Origin of the sequence: Xanthomonas sp. LMG 12461 (assembly GCF_009192935.1) — a bacterium.
Lineage (GTDB): Bacteria > Pseudomonadota > Gammaproteobacteria > Xanthomonadales > Xanthomonadaceae > Xanthomonas_A > Xanthomonas_A sontii.
In genome coordinates, this window is record NZ_NQYT01000052.1 from 1 (window position 1) to 14,548 (window position 14,548).

The following is a 14,548-nucleotide window of genomic DNA, read 5'->3' on the forward strand; positions in this document are numbered from 1 at the left end:
GCCGGCCGGAGGGGCCGACGTCGCGCGCGGCGGCGATGCGCCAGCCCGGCCGCTACGTGACCCTGGCGGTCAGCGACCAGGGCGAGGGCATGTCCGATGCGGTCAAGTCGCGCCTGTTCGAGGCGTACTTCACTACCAAACCCGAGGGCAAGGGCACCGGCCTGGGGCTGGCCCAGGTCTATGGGTTGGTGCGCCAGGCCGGCGGCTTCGTCGACGTCGAATCGGAACTGGGCCGCGGCACCACCATCACCCTGGCGTTCCCGTTCGTGGCGCGGCCGCTCGGCGACGAGGGCGAGGGCGCCGACCCGATGTCGGTGCCGACGGCGGAGTAACCCCGCTCATCCGCCTGCGCGCGCCGGCAGCCGGTCGCTGATGCGCACCGCGAAGGCCTCGCGCAGCACCTGCAACGCACGTTGCTGGCGCCCGGCATCCAGCGCCGCGCAGCACGAGGGCGGCACCTGCACCTGGAAATCGCGCATGCGCGCATCGATCGCGGTCGCCAGCACGCAGGCGTCGGTGGCGATGCCGGTGACCAGCAGGCGGGTGGTCTGCAGCCGCGCCAGCAGCAGGGCCAGAGCCGAACCGAGGAAGGCCGAGTGCTTGGGCTTGAGCACGTAGTAGTCCTGCGGGCGCGGCGCCAAGTAGGCGGCGATACGTGCGCCGCGCTGCTTTGGGTCGGCGCACAGCGTCCACAGGCCTTCGAAATCGGTGCGCCAGTCGGCGAAGTTGTCGTTGGCGAACAGCACCGGCCAGCCGCGGCGATGGAAGCGCGCGCGGAGCTGGGCGATGCGCGCGGCCACCGGGAGTGCGGCCTCCGCCAGCCGTGCGCCGTCCGGGAAGTCGAAACGGCTGATCATGTCCACGATCAGCAGCGCCGGCGCTCCGTGCGGCGTCGCGGGTTGCCGCTGGGTGCCTGTGCGTCGCCGGGCGGGCTGGCGCATGCGTCGATCCTCCATTGCCGGACTGGCTTCATGGTCGGCGCGACGGGTGAAACGCGGGTGAGCGCAGGTGACGGCGGCATGGCTGAACGGATTGGCCGGCGCCACCTCGGCGGCGCCGCTGGCCACCTTCGCGAAAGCTTACTATTTAGGGTTTACATTGACCGGCGTCCTTGCCCGTCGACAGGAGAGCACGTGGTACCAACTGGCGAACACAACCAGGCGCGCGTGGCCGCGGCGGCATCCGCCGTGCCGTCCGCCCGCGGCACTTCCCGATGGCGCTGCGGCGCCGGACGCGGTCGGCGGATCGCATGAGCACGGTCGCCCCCACACCGGCCGTGCACTTCGATGCTCCCCTGGATGCCGGCCACGCGGTCCTGCCGCCCGAGGCGCCGCTGGCCATGCCGCTGCAGTCGCTGCAGGAAGGCAAACTGCGCAACACGCGCCTGCCCAGCACCCCGGTCGGGATCGGCTGGCGGCGCTTCTACGTGTTCGGCACCACCGCGGCGATGACCGCCTACGCCAGTTGGCTGATCGGCAAGGTCTTGGTGATCGGCGGCGTGAGCGTGCTCGAAGCCTGTCTGATGGTGCTGTTCATCCCGTTGTTCGCCTGGATCGCGCTGTCGTTCGTGAGCGCGCTGGCCGGCTTCTTCACCCTGGTGTTCGGCAAGGGCCGCAAGCTCGGCATCGATCCGGACGCGCCGCTGCCGCAGGTGCGCAACCGCACCGCGCTGCTGATGCCCACCTACAACGAGGATCCGCACCGGCTGATGGCCGGCCTGCAGGCGATCTACGAATCGGTGGCGGCCACCGGCCAGATCGAGCGCTTCGATTTCTTCATCCTCAGCGACACCACGCGCCCGGCCATCGGCGCGGAAGAAGAGAAGGTGTACGCCGAGCTGGTGGAGCGCGTCGGCGGCCAAGGTCGCCTGTTCTATCGGCGCCGCGCCAGCAATGCCGGGCGCAAGGCCGGCAACATCGCCGATTGGGTACGCCGCTTCGGCGGCGCCTATCCGCAGATGCTGATCCTGGACGCCGACAGCCTGATGACCGGCGACAGCATCGTGCGCCTGGCCGCCGGCATGGAGGCCAACCCCGACGTCGGCCTGATCCAGACCCTGCCGGAAGTGGTCAACGGCAACACCCTGTTCGCGCGCATGCAGCAGTTCGGCGGCCGCGTCTACGGCCCGGTGATCGCCTTCGGCGTGGCCTGGTGGCATGGGGCGGAAAGCAACTACTGGGGCCACAACGCGATGATCCGCACCGAGGCCTTCGCCGCGCAGGCGGGCCTGCCGTCGCTGCCCGGGCGCAAGCCGTTCTGCGGCCACGTGCTCAGCCACGACTTCGTCGAAGCGGCACTGATGCGGCGTGGCGGCTGGGCCATGCACATGGTGCCGTACCTGCAGGGCAGCTACGAGGAAGGCCCGCCGACGCTGACCGACCTGCTGGTGCGCGACCGCCGCTGGTGCCAGGGCAACCTGCAGCACTCCAAGGTGGTGCGCGCGCGCGGCCTGCACTGGGTCAGCCGCATGCACATGCTGATCGGCATCGGCCATTACTTCACCGCGCCGATGTGGGGCATGCTGATGCTGATCGGCATCGCCATTCCGCTGCAAAACGGCGGTTTCGACCTGGTCGCCTCGGTGATCTCGCCGTTCTCGCCGGCGCGCTACTGGCACCAGCAGGACTCCACACGGGTGGCCTGGGTGTTCGCGGTGACCATGTTCGTGCTGCTGGCGCCGAAGGTGATGGGCTACTTCGCGATGCTGCTCAAGCCCGGCGAACGCCGCGGCTGCGGTGGCGGGCTGCGCGCCTTCGCCAGCATGCTGCTGGAAACGCTGCTGGCCGCGCTGATGGCGCCGGTGGTGATGTACGTGCAGTCGCGCGGCGTGGCCGAGGTGCTGGCCGGCAAGGACTCGGGCTGGGACGCGCAGCAGCGCGACGATGGCCGCATTTCGTGGTCGGCGCTGTTGCGCAGCTACGGCGGACTGAGTGCGTTCGGCCTGCTGATGGGAGGCATGGCCTATGCCGTGTCGCCGTCGCTGGCGGCATGGATGGCGCCGGTGGTGATCGGCATGGCGCTGGCGGTGCCGGTGGTGGCGATCAGCTCCTCGCGCGCCGCCGGCCTGTGGCTGCGCAAGCTGCGCATCCTCGCCATTCCCGAGGAGTCGCAGCCGCCGGCGGTGCTGCTGCGCGCCGCCGAACTGCGCCGCGAGGCCGCCGCACGCCGTGCCGAGGCCGAGGCGCAGGCCGGGGGCTGAGGCCGGCATACTATCCGGCCTCATTCATCGGGAACCGACATGCTGGAGACAGTGGAACACGAGACCGGCGCCGCGCCGCGCTGGACCGTCCTGTGGCTGCACGGCCTGGGCGCCGACGGCAACGACTTCGCGCCGCTGGTGCCGGAACTGGTGCGGCCGCACTGGCCGGCGCTGCGCTTCGTGTTCCCGCACGCGCCGGTGCGGCCGGTGACGGTCAACAACGGCGTGCGCATGCGCGCCTGGTACGACATCGTCAGCATGGACTTCTCCAACCGCGCCGACAGTGCCGGCGTCGCCGAATCGGTGGCGCAGGTCGAGGAACTGATCGCGCGCGAGGACGCGCGCGGCGTGCCGCCCGAGCGCCTGCTGCTGGCCGGCTTTTCCCAGGGCGGCGCGATCACCCTGGCCGCCGGCCTGCGCCGCGAACGGCCGCTGGCCGGCCTGATCGGGCTGTCCACCTACCTGCCCGAACTGGAGAGCGTCGCCAAGTGGCACGTCCCGGCGGCCCTGCGGCAACCGCTGTTCATGGCCCATGGCCAGGGCGACCCGGTGATCCCGCAGACCTACGCCGAGCGTACCGCGCAGACCCTGCAGGCGCTGGGCATGCCGGTGCAGTGGCGACGCTATCCGATGGCGCACCAGGTCTGCGCCGAGGAAATCGCCGACCTGGGCGACTGGATGGACGCCTGCCTCGCCGGCAGCTGATTGCAGCGGCCGCGTGGCGGCATGGTGCGATGCCGATGGCGGGCGTGCAGAACCAGGGCTAGTATCGGCCGCAGCGCACGCCAGTCGAGTGAGGGAGGTCTGGGTGAAGGTGCTGATCGCCGACGACGAACCCCTGGCGCGCGAACGCCTGCGCACGCTGCTGGCCGCGCATGCCGGCGTGGAAGTGGTGGCCGAAGCCGACAACGGCATGGACGCGCTGCACGCCTGCGCCGCGGCGCAGCCGGACCTGGTGCTGCTGGACATCGCCATGCCCGGTCTCGACGGCCTGGAGGCCGCACGCCACCTGGCCACCTTCGAACCGCGCCCGGCCGTGGTGTTCTGTACCGCCTACGACGCGCATGCGCTGTCCGCGTTCGAGGCGGCGGCGATCGACTACCTGATGAAGCCGGTGCGCGCCGAGCGCCTGGCCGCGGCCCTGCAGCGCGCCCGTACCTTCATGGCCGGACGCGGCAACGGCGACGCCGCGGCGCCGGCCCCGCAGCGCCGCACCCACCTGTGCGCGCGCCTGCGCGGCAGCCTGCGGCTGATCCCGGTCGACGACATCCACTACCTGCAGGCCGAGGAAAAGTACGTGGTCGTGCACCACGCGCGCGGCGAGGATCTGATCGAGGAATCGCTGCGCGCGCTGGAGGAGGAGTTCGCCGAGCGCTTCGTGCGCATCCACCGCAACTGCCTGGTCGCACGCCACGAACTGGTGGAATTGCGCCGGCTCGGCGAGGGCCAGGTGCAGGCGGTGCTGCGCCATGGCAAGCAGCCGCTGGAGGTCAGCCGGCGCTGCGTGGCGCAGCTGCGCAAGGAGATCCACCAGCGCTGACGCCGCCCGGGTCGCCCGCGTGCAGCGGCGGACGCCGGCTTTCCGCGATAATGCGCGCATGAACATCCTGCGCATCGCTACCCGCAAGAGTCCGCTCGCCCTGTGGCAGAGCGAGCATGTCGCCGACTGCCTGCGCCGCGCGCACCCGCACCTGGACGTGGTGCTGGTGCCGATGAGCACCCGCGGCGACGAAGTCCTGGACCGCTCGCTGGCCGCGATCGGCGGCAAGGGCCTGTTCCTGAAGGAACTGGAGCTGGCGATGCTGCGCGGCGAGGCCGATTGCGCGGTGCATTCGCTCAAGGACGTGCCGATGGAGCTGGATCCGCCGTTCGTGCTGCCGGCGATCCTGCCGCGCGCCGATCCGGCCGATGCGCTGATCTCCAACCTCTATGCCTCGCTGGACGCGCTGCCGCTGGGCGCGCGCGTCGGCACCTCCTCGCTGCGGCGGCAGGCGCAGCTGCGCGCGCGGCGCCCGGACCTGGAACTGCTGGACCTGCGCGGCAACGTCAACACGCGCCTGGCCAAGCTCGACAACGGCGGCTACGACGGCATCGTGCTGGCCTGCGCCGGCCTGCAGCGGCTGGGCCTGGAGGGGCGCATCACCCAGCGCCTGCAGGCGCCGGACTGGCTGCCGGCGCCGGCGCAGGGCGCCATTGCGGTGGAATGCCGCGAGGACGCCAGTGCCGCACTGGCATTGTTCGCCGCGCTGGACGACGCCCCGACCCGCACCTGCGTGGAGGCCGAGCGGGCGATGAACCGCGCCCTGCACGGCAGCTGCCACGTGCCGGTGGCGGCCTTCGCGCAATGGCGCGGCGAGGACCTGCTGTTGCAGGGCCTGGTCGGCGGCGTCGCCGACGGGCGCCTGGTGCGCGCGGAGTTGCAGCGCAGTGCGCAGGATCCGCAGGCGCTGGGCCAGGCCGTGGCCGAGGCCCTGCTGGGTGCCGGCGCGCGCGAACTGCTGGATGTCGACCTGCCGGCCTGAGGGCGTGCGCAGTCCGCGCCAGCAACGGTGGGGGTCACCTGTCATGCAGCCGCGACAAGCGAAGCCGAAAGCGGACTGACACCCTCCGTCGTCGGGACTGAAGTCCCTCCCACAGTCTGCTGGATGTCGATCTGCCGGCCTGAGGGCGTGCGCAGTCCGCGCCAGCGACGGTGGGGGGCACCTGTCATGCAGTCGCGACAAGCGAAGCCGAAAGCGGACTGACACCCTCCGTCGTCGGGACTGAAGTCCCTCCCACAGTGCAGACCCCGGCAGTGCCGGTTGCGCGCGTGGGGGAGCGGCTGCAGCCGCGATAGGGGTTACCGGGAAAGCCTGTCGCGGCTGACGCCGCTCCTGCAGGTGAGGTGCATTGGTCCCTGCGCGCCAACGCCATTGCGTGCCGTGCTGGCGGGGCGCGGCTGCAGCGGTTCCTGCGAGAAGCGAATCAACGGGTCAGCCCTGCGGCGTCGCGAGGCGACGCGCTGCCTCTCCCCAATCCCGAATCCCCACTCCCCAATCCCGGCTCACTTGAACTTGTAGACCAGGTTCATCGTGGTCAAGGTATCGGTCTTCTTCTTGTCGTCGCTGACGTCGCTGTTGTAGCGCGCCTGCCAGCCGGCCTTCAGCGCCAGGCGCTCGTTCATGCTCACCGAGATGCCCAGGTCGTTCTGCGCGAAGGTGTTGTACGCGCCGGATTCGACCAGCAGGGTGTTGCCCAGCTCGGTGTTGCTGGTCAGGCCGTACTTGAAGTCGACCAGGCCGCGGCCGATCAGGCCGGTTTCGGTGCGGTCCTCGACCACGTCGTGGGCGCGGCGCACGCCGGGACCGATCTGCACGTCGATGCTGCGGCGGTCGCCGTCCATGATCCGGGTGCCGTAGCCGATGCCGATCGTCGCCAGGCGGTCGTAGGTGGCGAAGTCGTCGCGCTCGTAGCGCAGCGAGGCGGTCAGCTGGCGGTGCTCGCCGAGCTGCAGCGCGCTGCCGGCGCTGCCGGTGTAGCGGTTGGAGGTGGTCTGGCGCTTGCGCGAGGTGGTGCCGTCCGGATTGGTGTCGGTGTACTCGGCGCTGGCGTGCAGGGCGAGCAGGTCCAGGCTGTGGATCCAGTCGCCGTCCACGTACTGGCCCTTGAGCCGGCCGTTGAGGCTTTCGTTGGTGCTGTTGCCGTGCGAGGAGGCGAAGCCCAGTTCGCCCGATCCGCTCCACGGCGAACTGGCCGGGTCCGTGGCTGTCGGTGAGGTGGCGACGTCGGCGGCCCAGGCCGGGGACGTGCTCAGCAGCAACAAAGCGATGGCGGATACGAGGGTGGCACGGCGGGACATGGCTTCTCCGGGGATGAGGACGCAGCCTTCGGCTAACGAAATGGAAACGATTTCATCATACCGGATCCACATGACACCCTGGCCGGCCCCGGACGCCGGCTTCATCGACGGTTCGGGCGCGCAGCCGGCTGCCGCGCCAGGCAGGCGTTTTCCGCCGTCGACTCAGACATAATCGGGGCCATGGACCGCTACGAACGCATCAACGCACTGCACCGCCTGCTCAAGTCCGCACGCTACCCGGTGACGGTGGCGCGGCTGCAGGACGAACTGGGCTGCTCCCGCGCCACCGTCTACCGCGATCTGGCCTTCCTGCGCGATGCGCTGATGGCGCCGGTGGAGGGTGACGGCGAGGCCGGCTTCCGCTACGAGTCCGGGGAGAGCGACCGGTTCGAGCTGCCCGGGCTGTGGCTGAGTTCGGAGGAATTGCACGCGCTGCTGGCCTCGCAGCAATTGCTGGCGCGCACCGGCGGCGGGGTGCTGTCCTCGGTGCTGGCGCCGCTGCAGCAGCGCATCGAAAGCCTGCTCGCCGCCCAGGCCGGGGCGACCCATTGGCCGGTGGAGCGGGTGCGGGTGATCCCGCACCGCGGCCGCAAGCTCGACGAAGCCAGTTTCCGTACCGTCGCCTCGGCGGTGCTGGAGCGCAAGCGCCTGTCCTTCGACTACCGCGCCCGCTCCACCGACGAATCGACCAAGCGCACGGTGTCGCCGCAGCGCATCACCCACTACCGCGACAACTGGTACCTGGACGCCTGGGACCATGGCCGCGACGCGGTGCGCAGCTTCGCGGTGGACCGCATCAACCACGCGCGCCTGCTCGACCAGCCGGCGCAGGACGTGGCCGACGCCGAACTGGATTCGCAGCTGGCGGCCAGCTACGGCATCTTCTCCGGCGCGCCCAAGGGCTGGGCCACCATCGTGTTCAGCCCCAAGGCCGCGCGCTGGGTCGCCGACGAGCACTGGCATTCCAAGCAGCAGGGCCGGTTCCTGGCCGATGGCCGCTACGAACTGAAGGTGCCCTACAGCGTCTCGCGCGAACTGTTGATGGACGTGCTGCACTACGGCTCGGATGCGGAGATCGTCGAGCCGCGCTCGCTGCGCGAACAGGCCAAGGCGCTGCTGTCGCTGGCGCTGAGCAACTACAGCGACGACTGAGGCGTCGCCGCGCGCGCTGCGATAGCCCGCGTGGGAGCGGCTCCAGCCGCGACCGCGGCTTTACCGCCAATGCGTGTCGCAGCCTGGAGGTCGACGCCTACGCCGCATCCAGCGGCGCGCCGCCGCCGAGGATCACGCCGATGTTGCGCTCGATCCAGTCCACCAGCGCGTGTACATGCGCCGCGGCTTCCTCGCCGAGCGGGGTCAGGTCGTACTCCACGTGCGGCGGCACCACGGGATAGGCGGTGCGCTGCACCAGGCCGTCCGCTTCCAGCGCCTGCAGGGTCTGCGACAGCATCTTCTCGCTGACCCCTTCCAGGCTGCGGCGCAGATCGCCGAAGCGATGGGTGCCCTTGCGTAGCGCCACCAGCACCAGCACGCCCCAACGGCTGGTGACGTGGCTGAGCACGGCCCGGGACGGGCAGTTCTGCGCGAACACCTGGCCGCGCAGCTGGGTCGCGTCCGCGCAGCCGCGCGGTGCTTCGTCGAGAGGTTCGGAGAGGACGCTGGCCAAGCGGTGCACCTGTCTGTGGGGGAGGGCGCCCCGATCATACGGGCCGCGCCGGGTGCTTCGCTGAGCGAAGGATGATCGTGGTGCCGGTGCAGACCATGCCCGGTGCGGCGGCGTGGCGGCGTTGGATGGTCGCAGTAAGAGGCCTGATGTGGCCCGAACGGCACACGGGCGCGCGGCGTACGCCGGCCCAGCGCAATGCGGATCGGGTCGTCCGCGTCGCAGCCGGCTGCGACGGGAATTGCTTCAGGGCTTGTTCGGCACTTCGAAGCCGAGCTTGCCGACCTGGTCGCGGCGCTGGGCCACGCGCTTGAGCTTGTCGATGTTGACCCCGTACTGGTGGTCCAGCTTGTCGACCAGTTCGCGGTACTGCTTGTGGCTCATGTTCGGCGAGCGCGCGAACACCCAGGCCAGGTCGCGGCCGGGATAGTCGATCAGCGCCCAGGAATAGTCCGGCGCCACTTCCAGGATGCGGTACTTGGTGGGCACCATTCTGAAGAACCAGGTGGTCCAGCGGCGGTTGCCGGTGCCTTCCTTGACGGTGGCGCGCGAGTTGAGCTCCTTGACCGGCTCGTCGAAGCCGTTGCGGTACTCGTAGCGCACCGCGATCTTGCCGTCTTCCTTGAGGGTGTACTCGTCGCTGCTGGCGACGTGGCCGCGCTCGGCGAAGTACGGGATGTGGGCGATCACGTACCAGCGGCCCATGAAGCGCTGCAGGTCGATCGGCGGCTGCGCAGGCTCCTGCTCCGGGTCCGGCGCCTTGGCGCGGGCCGTCGGCAACGGGACGGCCATGCCCAGCAGCAGCACGGAAGCGAACAGGGAGAGCAGGCGCATAGGAGATTCCGGGGCGAAGGGCGAACGCCGGTGAAGTATGCGCGTGCGCCATGTCAATGGTGCGTCGCAGCCCCTGAGATGTCGCGGCGGCAACCTGCGCGCCTCGACTTCCAGGAGCTGCCGTCATGCCGATCGTTCCGTCCTCCCCGCGCACCCACGTCCCGCACCCGGGCCTGCGCCGCCTGCTGCGTCAGGCGATCCTGGCCGGGCTGGCCCTGGTCCTGGTATGGCCGGCCGCGCGCGGCCACAGCGAGTGGCTGGGCTGGCGGCCGCTGTGGTTGCTGGGCATGCCGCTGAGCGCCTGGTGGGCCTTGCACCGCTTCCCGCTGCCGCCGTTGCGGCGCCTGTTGGGACAGTGGCGGGCACGCCCGCGGGCGCAGGCGCGGCGGCGCCGGCCGGCGCTGCGGACCGCGCGCCCGGCCTGACCTTCGGCAGGGGAGGGCGGCGATGCTGCGTGCTACGGTGCGGCGCTGTCCTTCCACGGATCCGAACATGTCCTCACTCGCACACGCCTGCCTGATCGCCGGCCTGCTCGCCGCCGGCACCGCCGCGGCCAAGGAAACCGCGATGCCCCAAGACCCCTACGCCTGGCTCGAAGACGTCACCGGCACCAAGGCGCTGGACTGGGTCAAGGCGCAGAACGCCAAGACCGAGGCGCGGCTGGCCGAGACCCCCGCCTTCAAGGCCCGCGAGGCCGGCATCCGCGAGGTGCTGGATTCCGACGCCAAGATCCCGGCCGTGCAGAAGATCGGCCCTTACTACTACAACCTGTGGAAGGACCGCGCCCACGAGCGCGGCCTGTGGCGCCGCACCACGCTCGATGAGTACCGCAAGCCCGAGCCGAAGTGGGAGACGGTGCTGGACCTCGACGCGCTGAACAAGGCCGAGGGCGAGAACTGGGTGTGGCATGGCGCCAACTGCCTGCGCCCGGAGTACCGCCGCTGCCTGATCGCGCTGTCGCGCGGCGGCGCCGACGCCGACGTCACCCGCGAGTTCGACCTGAGCACCAAGCAGTGGATCAAGGACGGCTTCTTCCGGCCCGAGGCCAAGGGCGGCCTGAGCTGGATCGATGCCGACACCGTCTACCTGTACACCGACTTCGGCCCCGGCTCGCTGACCAGCTCCGGCTACCCGCGCATCGTCAAGCAGTGGAAGCGCGGCACCCCGATGACCAGCGCCACCCTGGTCTACGAGGGCAAGCCGGACGACATGTACATCGCCGCGATGCACGACGACACGCCCGGCTACGAGCGCGATTTCGTCAGCCGCACGCTGGCGTTCTACAACGACGAGATGTACTTGCGCGGCGCCGACGGCCGCCTGACCAAGATCGACGTGCCCAACTCGGCCAACAAGGGCGTGCACCGCCAGTGGCTGACCCTGGAACTGCGCGACCCGTGGACGGTGGGCGGCACGACCTACCCGGCCGGTGCGCTGCTGGCGACCAGGTTCGATGACTTCATGGCCGGCAAGCGCGACTTCCAGGTGCTGTTCACGCCCACCAAGACCGCGTCGCTGGCGTCCTTCGCCTGGACCAAGTCGCGGTTGGTGCTGAACGTGCTCGACGACGTCAAGAGCCGGCTGTGGGTGCTGACCCCGGGCGAGGGCGAATGGGCGCGTGCAGCGTTCCCGGTCGGCGACCTGGCCTTCGGCAGCACCAGCGTCGATGCGGTCGATGCCGACGAGAACGACCAGGTGTGGCTGACTTCCACCGACTTCCTGACCCCGACCACGCTGATGCTGGCCGACGTGCAGCGCGGGCCGAAGAGCATCGAGACGCTGAAGGCGATGCCGAGCTTCTTCGACGCCTCAAAGGATGAGATCGAGCAGCACTTCGCCGTGTCCAAGGACGGCACCAAGGTGCCGTACTTCCTGGTCCGGCCCAAGCAGCTCAAGGCCGACGGCAGCGCGCCGACCCTGCTGTACGCCTACGGTGGCTTCGAGATCTCGATGACCCCGTTCTACTCCGGCAGCCTGGGCCGCGCCTGGCTCGACCAGGGCGGCGTGTACGCGTTGGCCAACATCCGCGGCGGCGGCGAGTACGGTCCGCGCTGGCACCAGGCGGCGCTGAAGCAGAACCGGCACAAGGCCTACGAGGACATGGCGGCAGTGGCGCAGGACCTGGTCGCGCGCAAGATCACCTCGGCCAAGCACCTGGGCGTGCAGGGCGGCAGCAACGGCGGGCTGATGGCCGGCAACATGCTGATGCAGTACCCGCAGCTGTTCGGCGCGGTGGTGGTGCAGGTGCCGCTGCTGGACATGAAGCGCTACAGCCACCTGCTGGCCGGCGCCTCGTGGATGGCCGAGTACGGCAACCCGGACACCGACGACTGGAAGTTCATCCAGACCTTCTCGCCGTACCACCTGTTCGACCCGAAAAAGACCTATCCGCCGGTGATCTTCCTGACCTCCACCCGCGACGACCGCGTGCACCCGGGCCATGCGCGGAAGATGGCGGCGAAGATGATCGACGCCGGCAAGGACGTGACCTACTACGAGAACATCGAAGGCGGCCATGGCGGTGCGGCCAACAATGCGCAGGCGGCGCACATGCAGGCGCTGGCGTACAGCTTCCTGTGGGAGCGGTTGTCCAAGTGAGTGGTGTGGTCCGCGTCCCGGCTGGGGCGCGGACCATCTTCTGGCTTGGCGCGCCATTCAATGAGCGGTCGAGCCTGCGCGCAATGCGTCGCGTTGCGTCACGATCGAGCCGGCATTGTCCGCGTTCTCAAGGTGATCTCAGGGCGTCGCCGCAGCGGGTGCTCAGGCCCCGTCGGCCAACGACTTGACGAGGGTCAGCGAACGGACTTCATAACCCAGTTCTTCGTAAACGTGCAGTGCGTGGGTGTTGAAGGCCCAGACATTCAGGCGCATTTCGACACCGCCGCGCAGCGCCACCCACTCGTGCGCACGCTGCATCAGCGCCGGGCCGATCCCCTGGCCGCGATGGCGTTGGGTGATGCCCACGCTGCCTACCCGGCCGAAGCGCATGGGCTGCAGCAGTGAGTGCGATTCCGACACCATGCCGACCGTGACGAAACCGACGAGGACGCCCTGCGCTTCGGCGACGATGGTGGTGGCATTGTCCTGGCCGATGCTGCGCTTCCAGTGCGCCACGTCGCGGTCCGCATCGCCCGGGCCGGCGAAGATGTGGGGAAACGCGTCATGGTGGACAGCGTTCACTTCCTCGCCGAGCGCGCAGATGGCAGCCAGATCGGATTCGATGGCTTCGCGATAGATGAGCAAGGCTGGCTTCACTCGCGTCTCCCCCGCCGCTGGTCGCCTCAGCGCGTCCAGCGCCCCAGCCCGCGCGCGATCCGCGCCACCGCCTCCTGCAGCCGCGGCAGGCTCTGGGTATAGGCGATGCGCACATGCTGGCGTGCGCGATGGCGGCCGAAATCCACGCCCGGGGTGAACGCGACGTGCTCGGTCTCCAGGAAGTGCGCGCAGAACGCCTGCGCATCGTCGGTGAAATCGGACACGTCGGCGTACAGGTAGAACGCGCCCTCCGGCTCGACGTCGATGCGGAAGCCGAGCGCGCGTAGCGCCGGCAGCAGGTAGTCGCGACGCTGCGCGAATTCGGCGCGGCGCGCTTCCAGGATCTGCAGCGTTTCCGGCAGGAAGCAGGCCAGCGCCGCGTGCTGGGCGATGCTGGGCGCGCTGATGTACAGGTTCTGCGCCAGCTTCTCCAGCGACGGCACTGCCGCGCGCGGCGCCACCAGCCAGCCGAGGCGCCAGCCGGTCATGCCGAAGTACTTGGAGAAGCTGTTGAGCACGTAGGCGTCGTCGTCGACCTCCAGCACGCTGGGTGCGTCGATGCCGTAGCTGAGGCCATGGTAGATCTCGTCCACCACCAGGTGCCCGCCGCGAGCGTGCAGCGTCTGCGACAGCGCGGCCAGTTCGGCGCGCGACAGCACGGTGCCGGTGGGATTGGCCGGCGATGCCACCAGCGCGCCGACGCTGTCCGCGTTCCAGTGCCGCTGCAGCAGCTCCGGGGTCAGTTGGTAGCGGCTGTCTGGGCCGACCGGTACCAGCTGCGCGGCACCTTCGACCAGGCGCAGAAAGTGGCGGTTGCACGGGTAGCCGGGATCGGCCATCAGCCAGTGGCGGCCCGGATCGACCAGCAGCGCGCTGGCCAGCAGCAGCGCGCCGGAGCCGCCGGGGGTGATCAGGATGCGCGCCGGGTCCAGGTCGACGTCGTGGCGCTGCCGGTAGAAGTCCGCCAGCGCCTGGCGCAGGGCCGGCAGGCCGCGCGCGGCCGTGTAACGGGTATGGCCGGCGCTCAGCGCGGCCTGGCCGGCGGCGACGATCGGCGCAGCGGTGGTGAAGTCCGGCTCGCCGATTTCCAGGTGGATCACGTCGTGGCCGGCGTGTTCCAGTTCGTTGGCGCGGGCCAGCAAGGCCATGACGTGGAAGGGTTCGATCTCGCGGCTGCGCTGGCTGTAGCCGGACGCGGCGGGCGAGGCGCTGAGGGTGTCGCCAGGAAGGGAAGCCATGCGGCCGATGATAGAGGAGCGTGTTCCCGAGCGTGTTAGCCGCGTCCAGTCGGCGAGGTCCGGCAGATTGCGCGGTGGCTGTGGCGGCGCGACCCGGGATGGGCGCTGGGCCTGGGCGAATCGGGCGTGGGTCGGGGCTGTGCACCCCCGTGCATCTGGCGTTGCTTTCCTGGTGATCGGTCGTGTGCGGTGCGATGCAGCGCCATTCGGCTTCGCTGGCCACGGCTGCCCGCCGCGATGCCAGCGCGGCACCACGGCTCGCCGATTGCCCTGCGTCGCAGGCCGCACTGCCTCGGCACGCTTGCCACGGCGCAGCGTTGCAGGGAGACTCGGCCGGCACTGCGCGGCGCCCGCCCGCTGCCGCCGCCTGGCCAAGGCGGCGCGTCCCGTTGCGTTACTGCCGCCGGAGCCCCATTAAATGCCTCACCGCCCCTTGCTAGCGAGCCTCGTCCTGCTCATGACCGCCTCCTTCGCTTCCTCCGCCTCCGCCGCCGCGGCCACCCCGCCGCATCCGGCCAAGC

Annotated in this window: 14 protein-coding genes; 8 read left to right on the top strand and 6 right to left on the bottom strand. The window is 70.2% G+C overall.

The annotated features are described in order from the left end of the window. A partial coding sequence (locus tag CEK68_RS13915) for an ATP-binding protein (protein ID WP_255424779.1) occupies positions 1-332 on the top strand: 332 nt, incomplete at its 5' end. 6 nt (positions 333-338) lie between these two features. Here CEK68_RS13915 and CEK68_RS13920 read toward each other — a convergent pair. Further along, positions 339-941, bottom strand: a complete 603-nt coding sequence (locus tag CEK68_RS13920) for an isochorismatase family cysteine hydrolase (protein WP_226977883.1) — start codon at positions 939-941, stop codon at positions 339-341. 308 nt (positions 942-1,249) lie between these two features. Between CEK68_RS13920 and mdoH the strand changes: the two genes are divergently transcribed. The 4 genes from mdoH to hemC all read left to right on the top strand — a co-directional run bounded on the left by mdoH (position 1,250) and on the right by hemC (position 5,721). After that, on the top strand, positions 1,250-3,199 hold the full coding sequence (mdoH, locus tag CEK68_RS13925) for a glucans biosynthesis glucosyltransferase MdoH (RefSeq protein WP_193314205.1): 1,950 nt from the start codon (positions 1,250-1,252) through the stop codon (positions 3,197-3,199). Between the two features lie 39 nt (positions 3,200-3,238). Beyond that, positions 3,239-3,904 (top strand): alpha/beta hydrolase, encoded by a 666-nt coding sequence (locus CEK68_RS13930; RefSeq protein WP_152239726.1) that lies wholly within the window; start codon positions 3,239-3,241, stop codon positions 3,902-3,904. A 103-nt stretch (positions 3,905-4,007) separates the two neighbouring features. After that, on the top strand, positions 4,008-4,739 hold the full coding sequence (locus CEK68_RS13935; RefSeq protein WP_017907672.1) for a LytTR family DNA-binding domain-containing protein: 732 nt from the start codon (positions 4,008-4,010) through the stop codon (positions 4,737-4,739). Between the two features lie 58 nt (positions 4,740-4,797). Then, on the top strand, positions 4,798-5,721 hold the full coding sequence (gene hemC, locus CEK68_RS13940) for a hydroxymethylbilane synthase (protein ID WP_152239727.1): 924 nt from the start codon (positions 4,798-4,800) through the stop codon (positions 5,719-5,721). 521 nt (positions 5,722-6,242) lie between these two features. Here the strand turns inward: hemC and CEK68_RS13945 are convergent. Beyond that, positions 6,243-7,037 (bottom strand): DUF481 domain-containing protein, encoded by a 795-nt coding sequence (locus CEK68_RS13945; RefSeq protein WP_017907670.1) that lies wholly within the window; start codon positions 7,035-7,037, stop codon positions 6,243-6,245. A gap of 180 nt (positions 7,038-7,217) precedes the next feature. Here CEK68_RS13945 and CEK68_RS13950 point away from each other — a divergent pair, with 180 nt between their 5' ends. Continuing rightward, the gene (locus CEK68_RS13950; RefSeq protein ID WP_010341069.1) at positions 7,218-8,189 is read left to right on the top strand and encodes a YafY family protein; all 972 of its coding nucleotides are present in this window, start codon (positions 7,218-7,220) and stop codon (positions 8,187-8,189) included. Between the two features lie 97 nt (positions 8,190-8,286). Here CEK68_RS13950 and CEK68_RS13955 read toward each other — a convergent pair whose 3' ends face one another. Both CEK68_RS13955 and CEK68_RS13960 read right to left on the bottom strand, forming a co-directional pair. After that, the gene (locus CEK68_RS13955; RefSeq protein WP_017907669.1) at positions 8,287-8,703 is read right to left on the bottom strand and encodes a helix-turn-helix domain-containing protein; all 417 of its coding nucleotides are present in this window, start codon (positions 8,701-8,703) and stop codon (positions 8,287-8,289) included. Between the two features lie 243 nt (positions 8,704-8,946). Beyond that, positions 8,947-9,492 (bottom strand): lipocalin family protein, encoded by a 546-nt coding sequence (locus CEK68_RS13960; RefSeq protein WP_223875579.1) that lies wholly within the window; start codon positions 9,490-9,492, stop codon positions 8,947-8,949. Between the two features lie 167 nt (positions 9,493-9,659). Here CEK68_RS13960 and CEK68_RS13965 point away from each other — a divergent pair, with 167 nt between their 5' ends. Next, a complete protein-coding gene (locus CEK68_RS13965) occupies positions 9,660-9,959 on the top strand; it encodes a hypothetical protein (RefSeq protein ID WP_152239728.1) in 300 nt (99 codons plus the stop codon). 67 nt (positions 9,960-10,026) lie between these two features. Then, complete coding sequence (locus CEK68_RS13970) at positions 10,027-12,132, top strand: prolyl oligopeptidase family serine peptidase (protein ID WP_152239729.1); 2,106 nt, start codon at positions 10,027-10,029, stop codon at positions 12,130-12,132. Between the two features lie 162 nt (positions 12,133-12,294). On the opposite strand, the gene CEK68_RS13975 is transcribed toward CEK68_RS13970, so the two are convergent. Both CEK68_RS13975 and CEK68_RS13980 read right to left on the bottom strand, forming a co-directional pair. Beyond that, the gene (locus CEK68_RS13975; RefSeq protein ID WP_223875574.1) at positions 12,295-12,777 is read right to left on the bottom strand and encodes a GNAT family N-acetyltransferase; all 483 of its coding nucleotides are present in this window, start codon (positions 12,775-12,777) and stop codon (positions 12,295-12,297) included. Between the two features lie 38 nt (positions 12,778-12,815). Further along, a complete protein-coding gene (locus CEK68_RS13980; RefSeq protein WP_152239730.1) occupies positions 12,816-14,027 on the bottom strand; it encodes a pyridoxal phosphate-dependent aminotransferase in 1,212 nt (403 codons plus the stop codon). Positions 14,028-14,548: the final 521 nt, after the last annotated feature.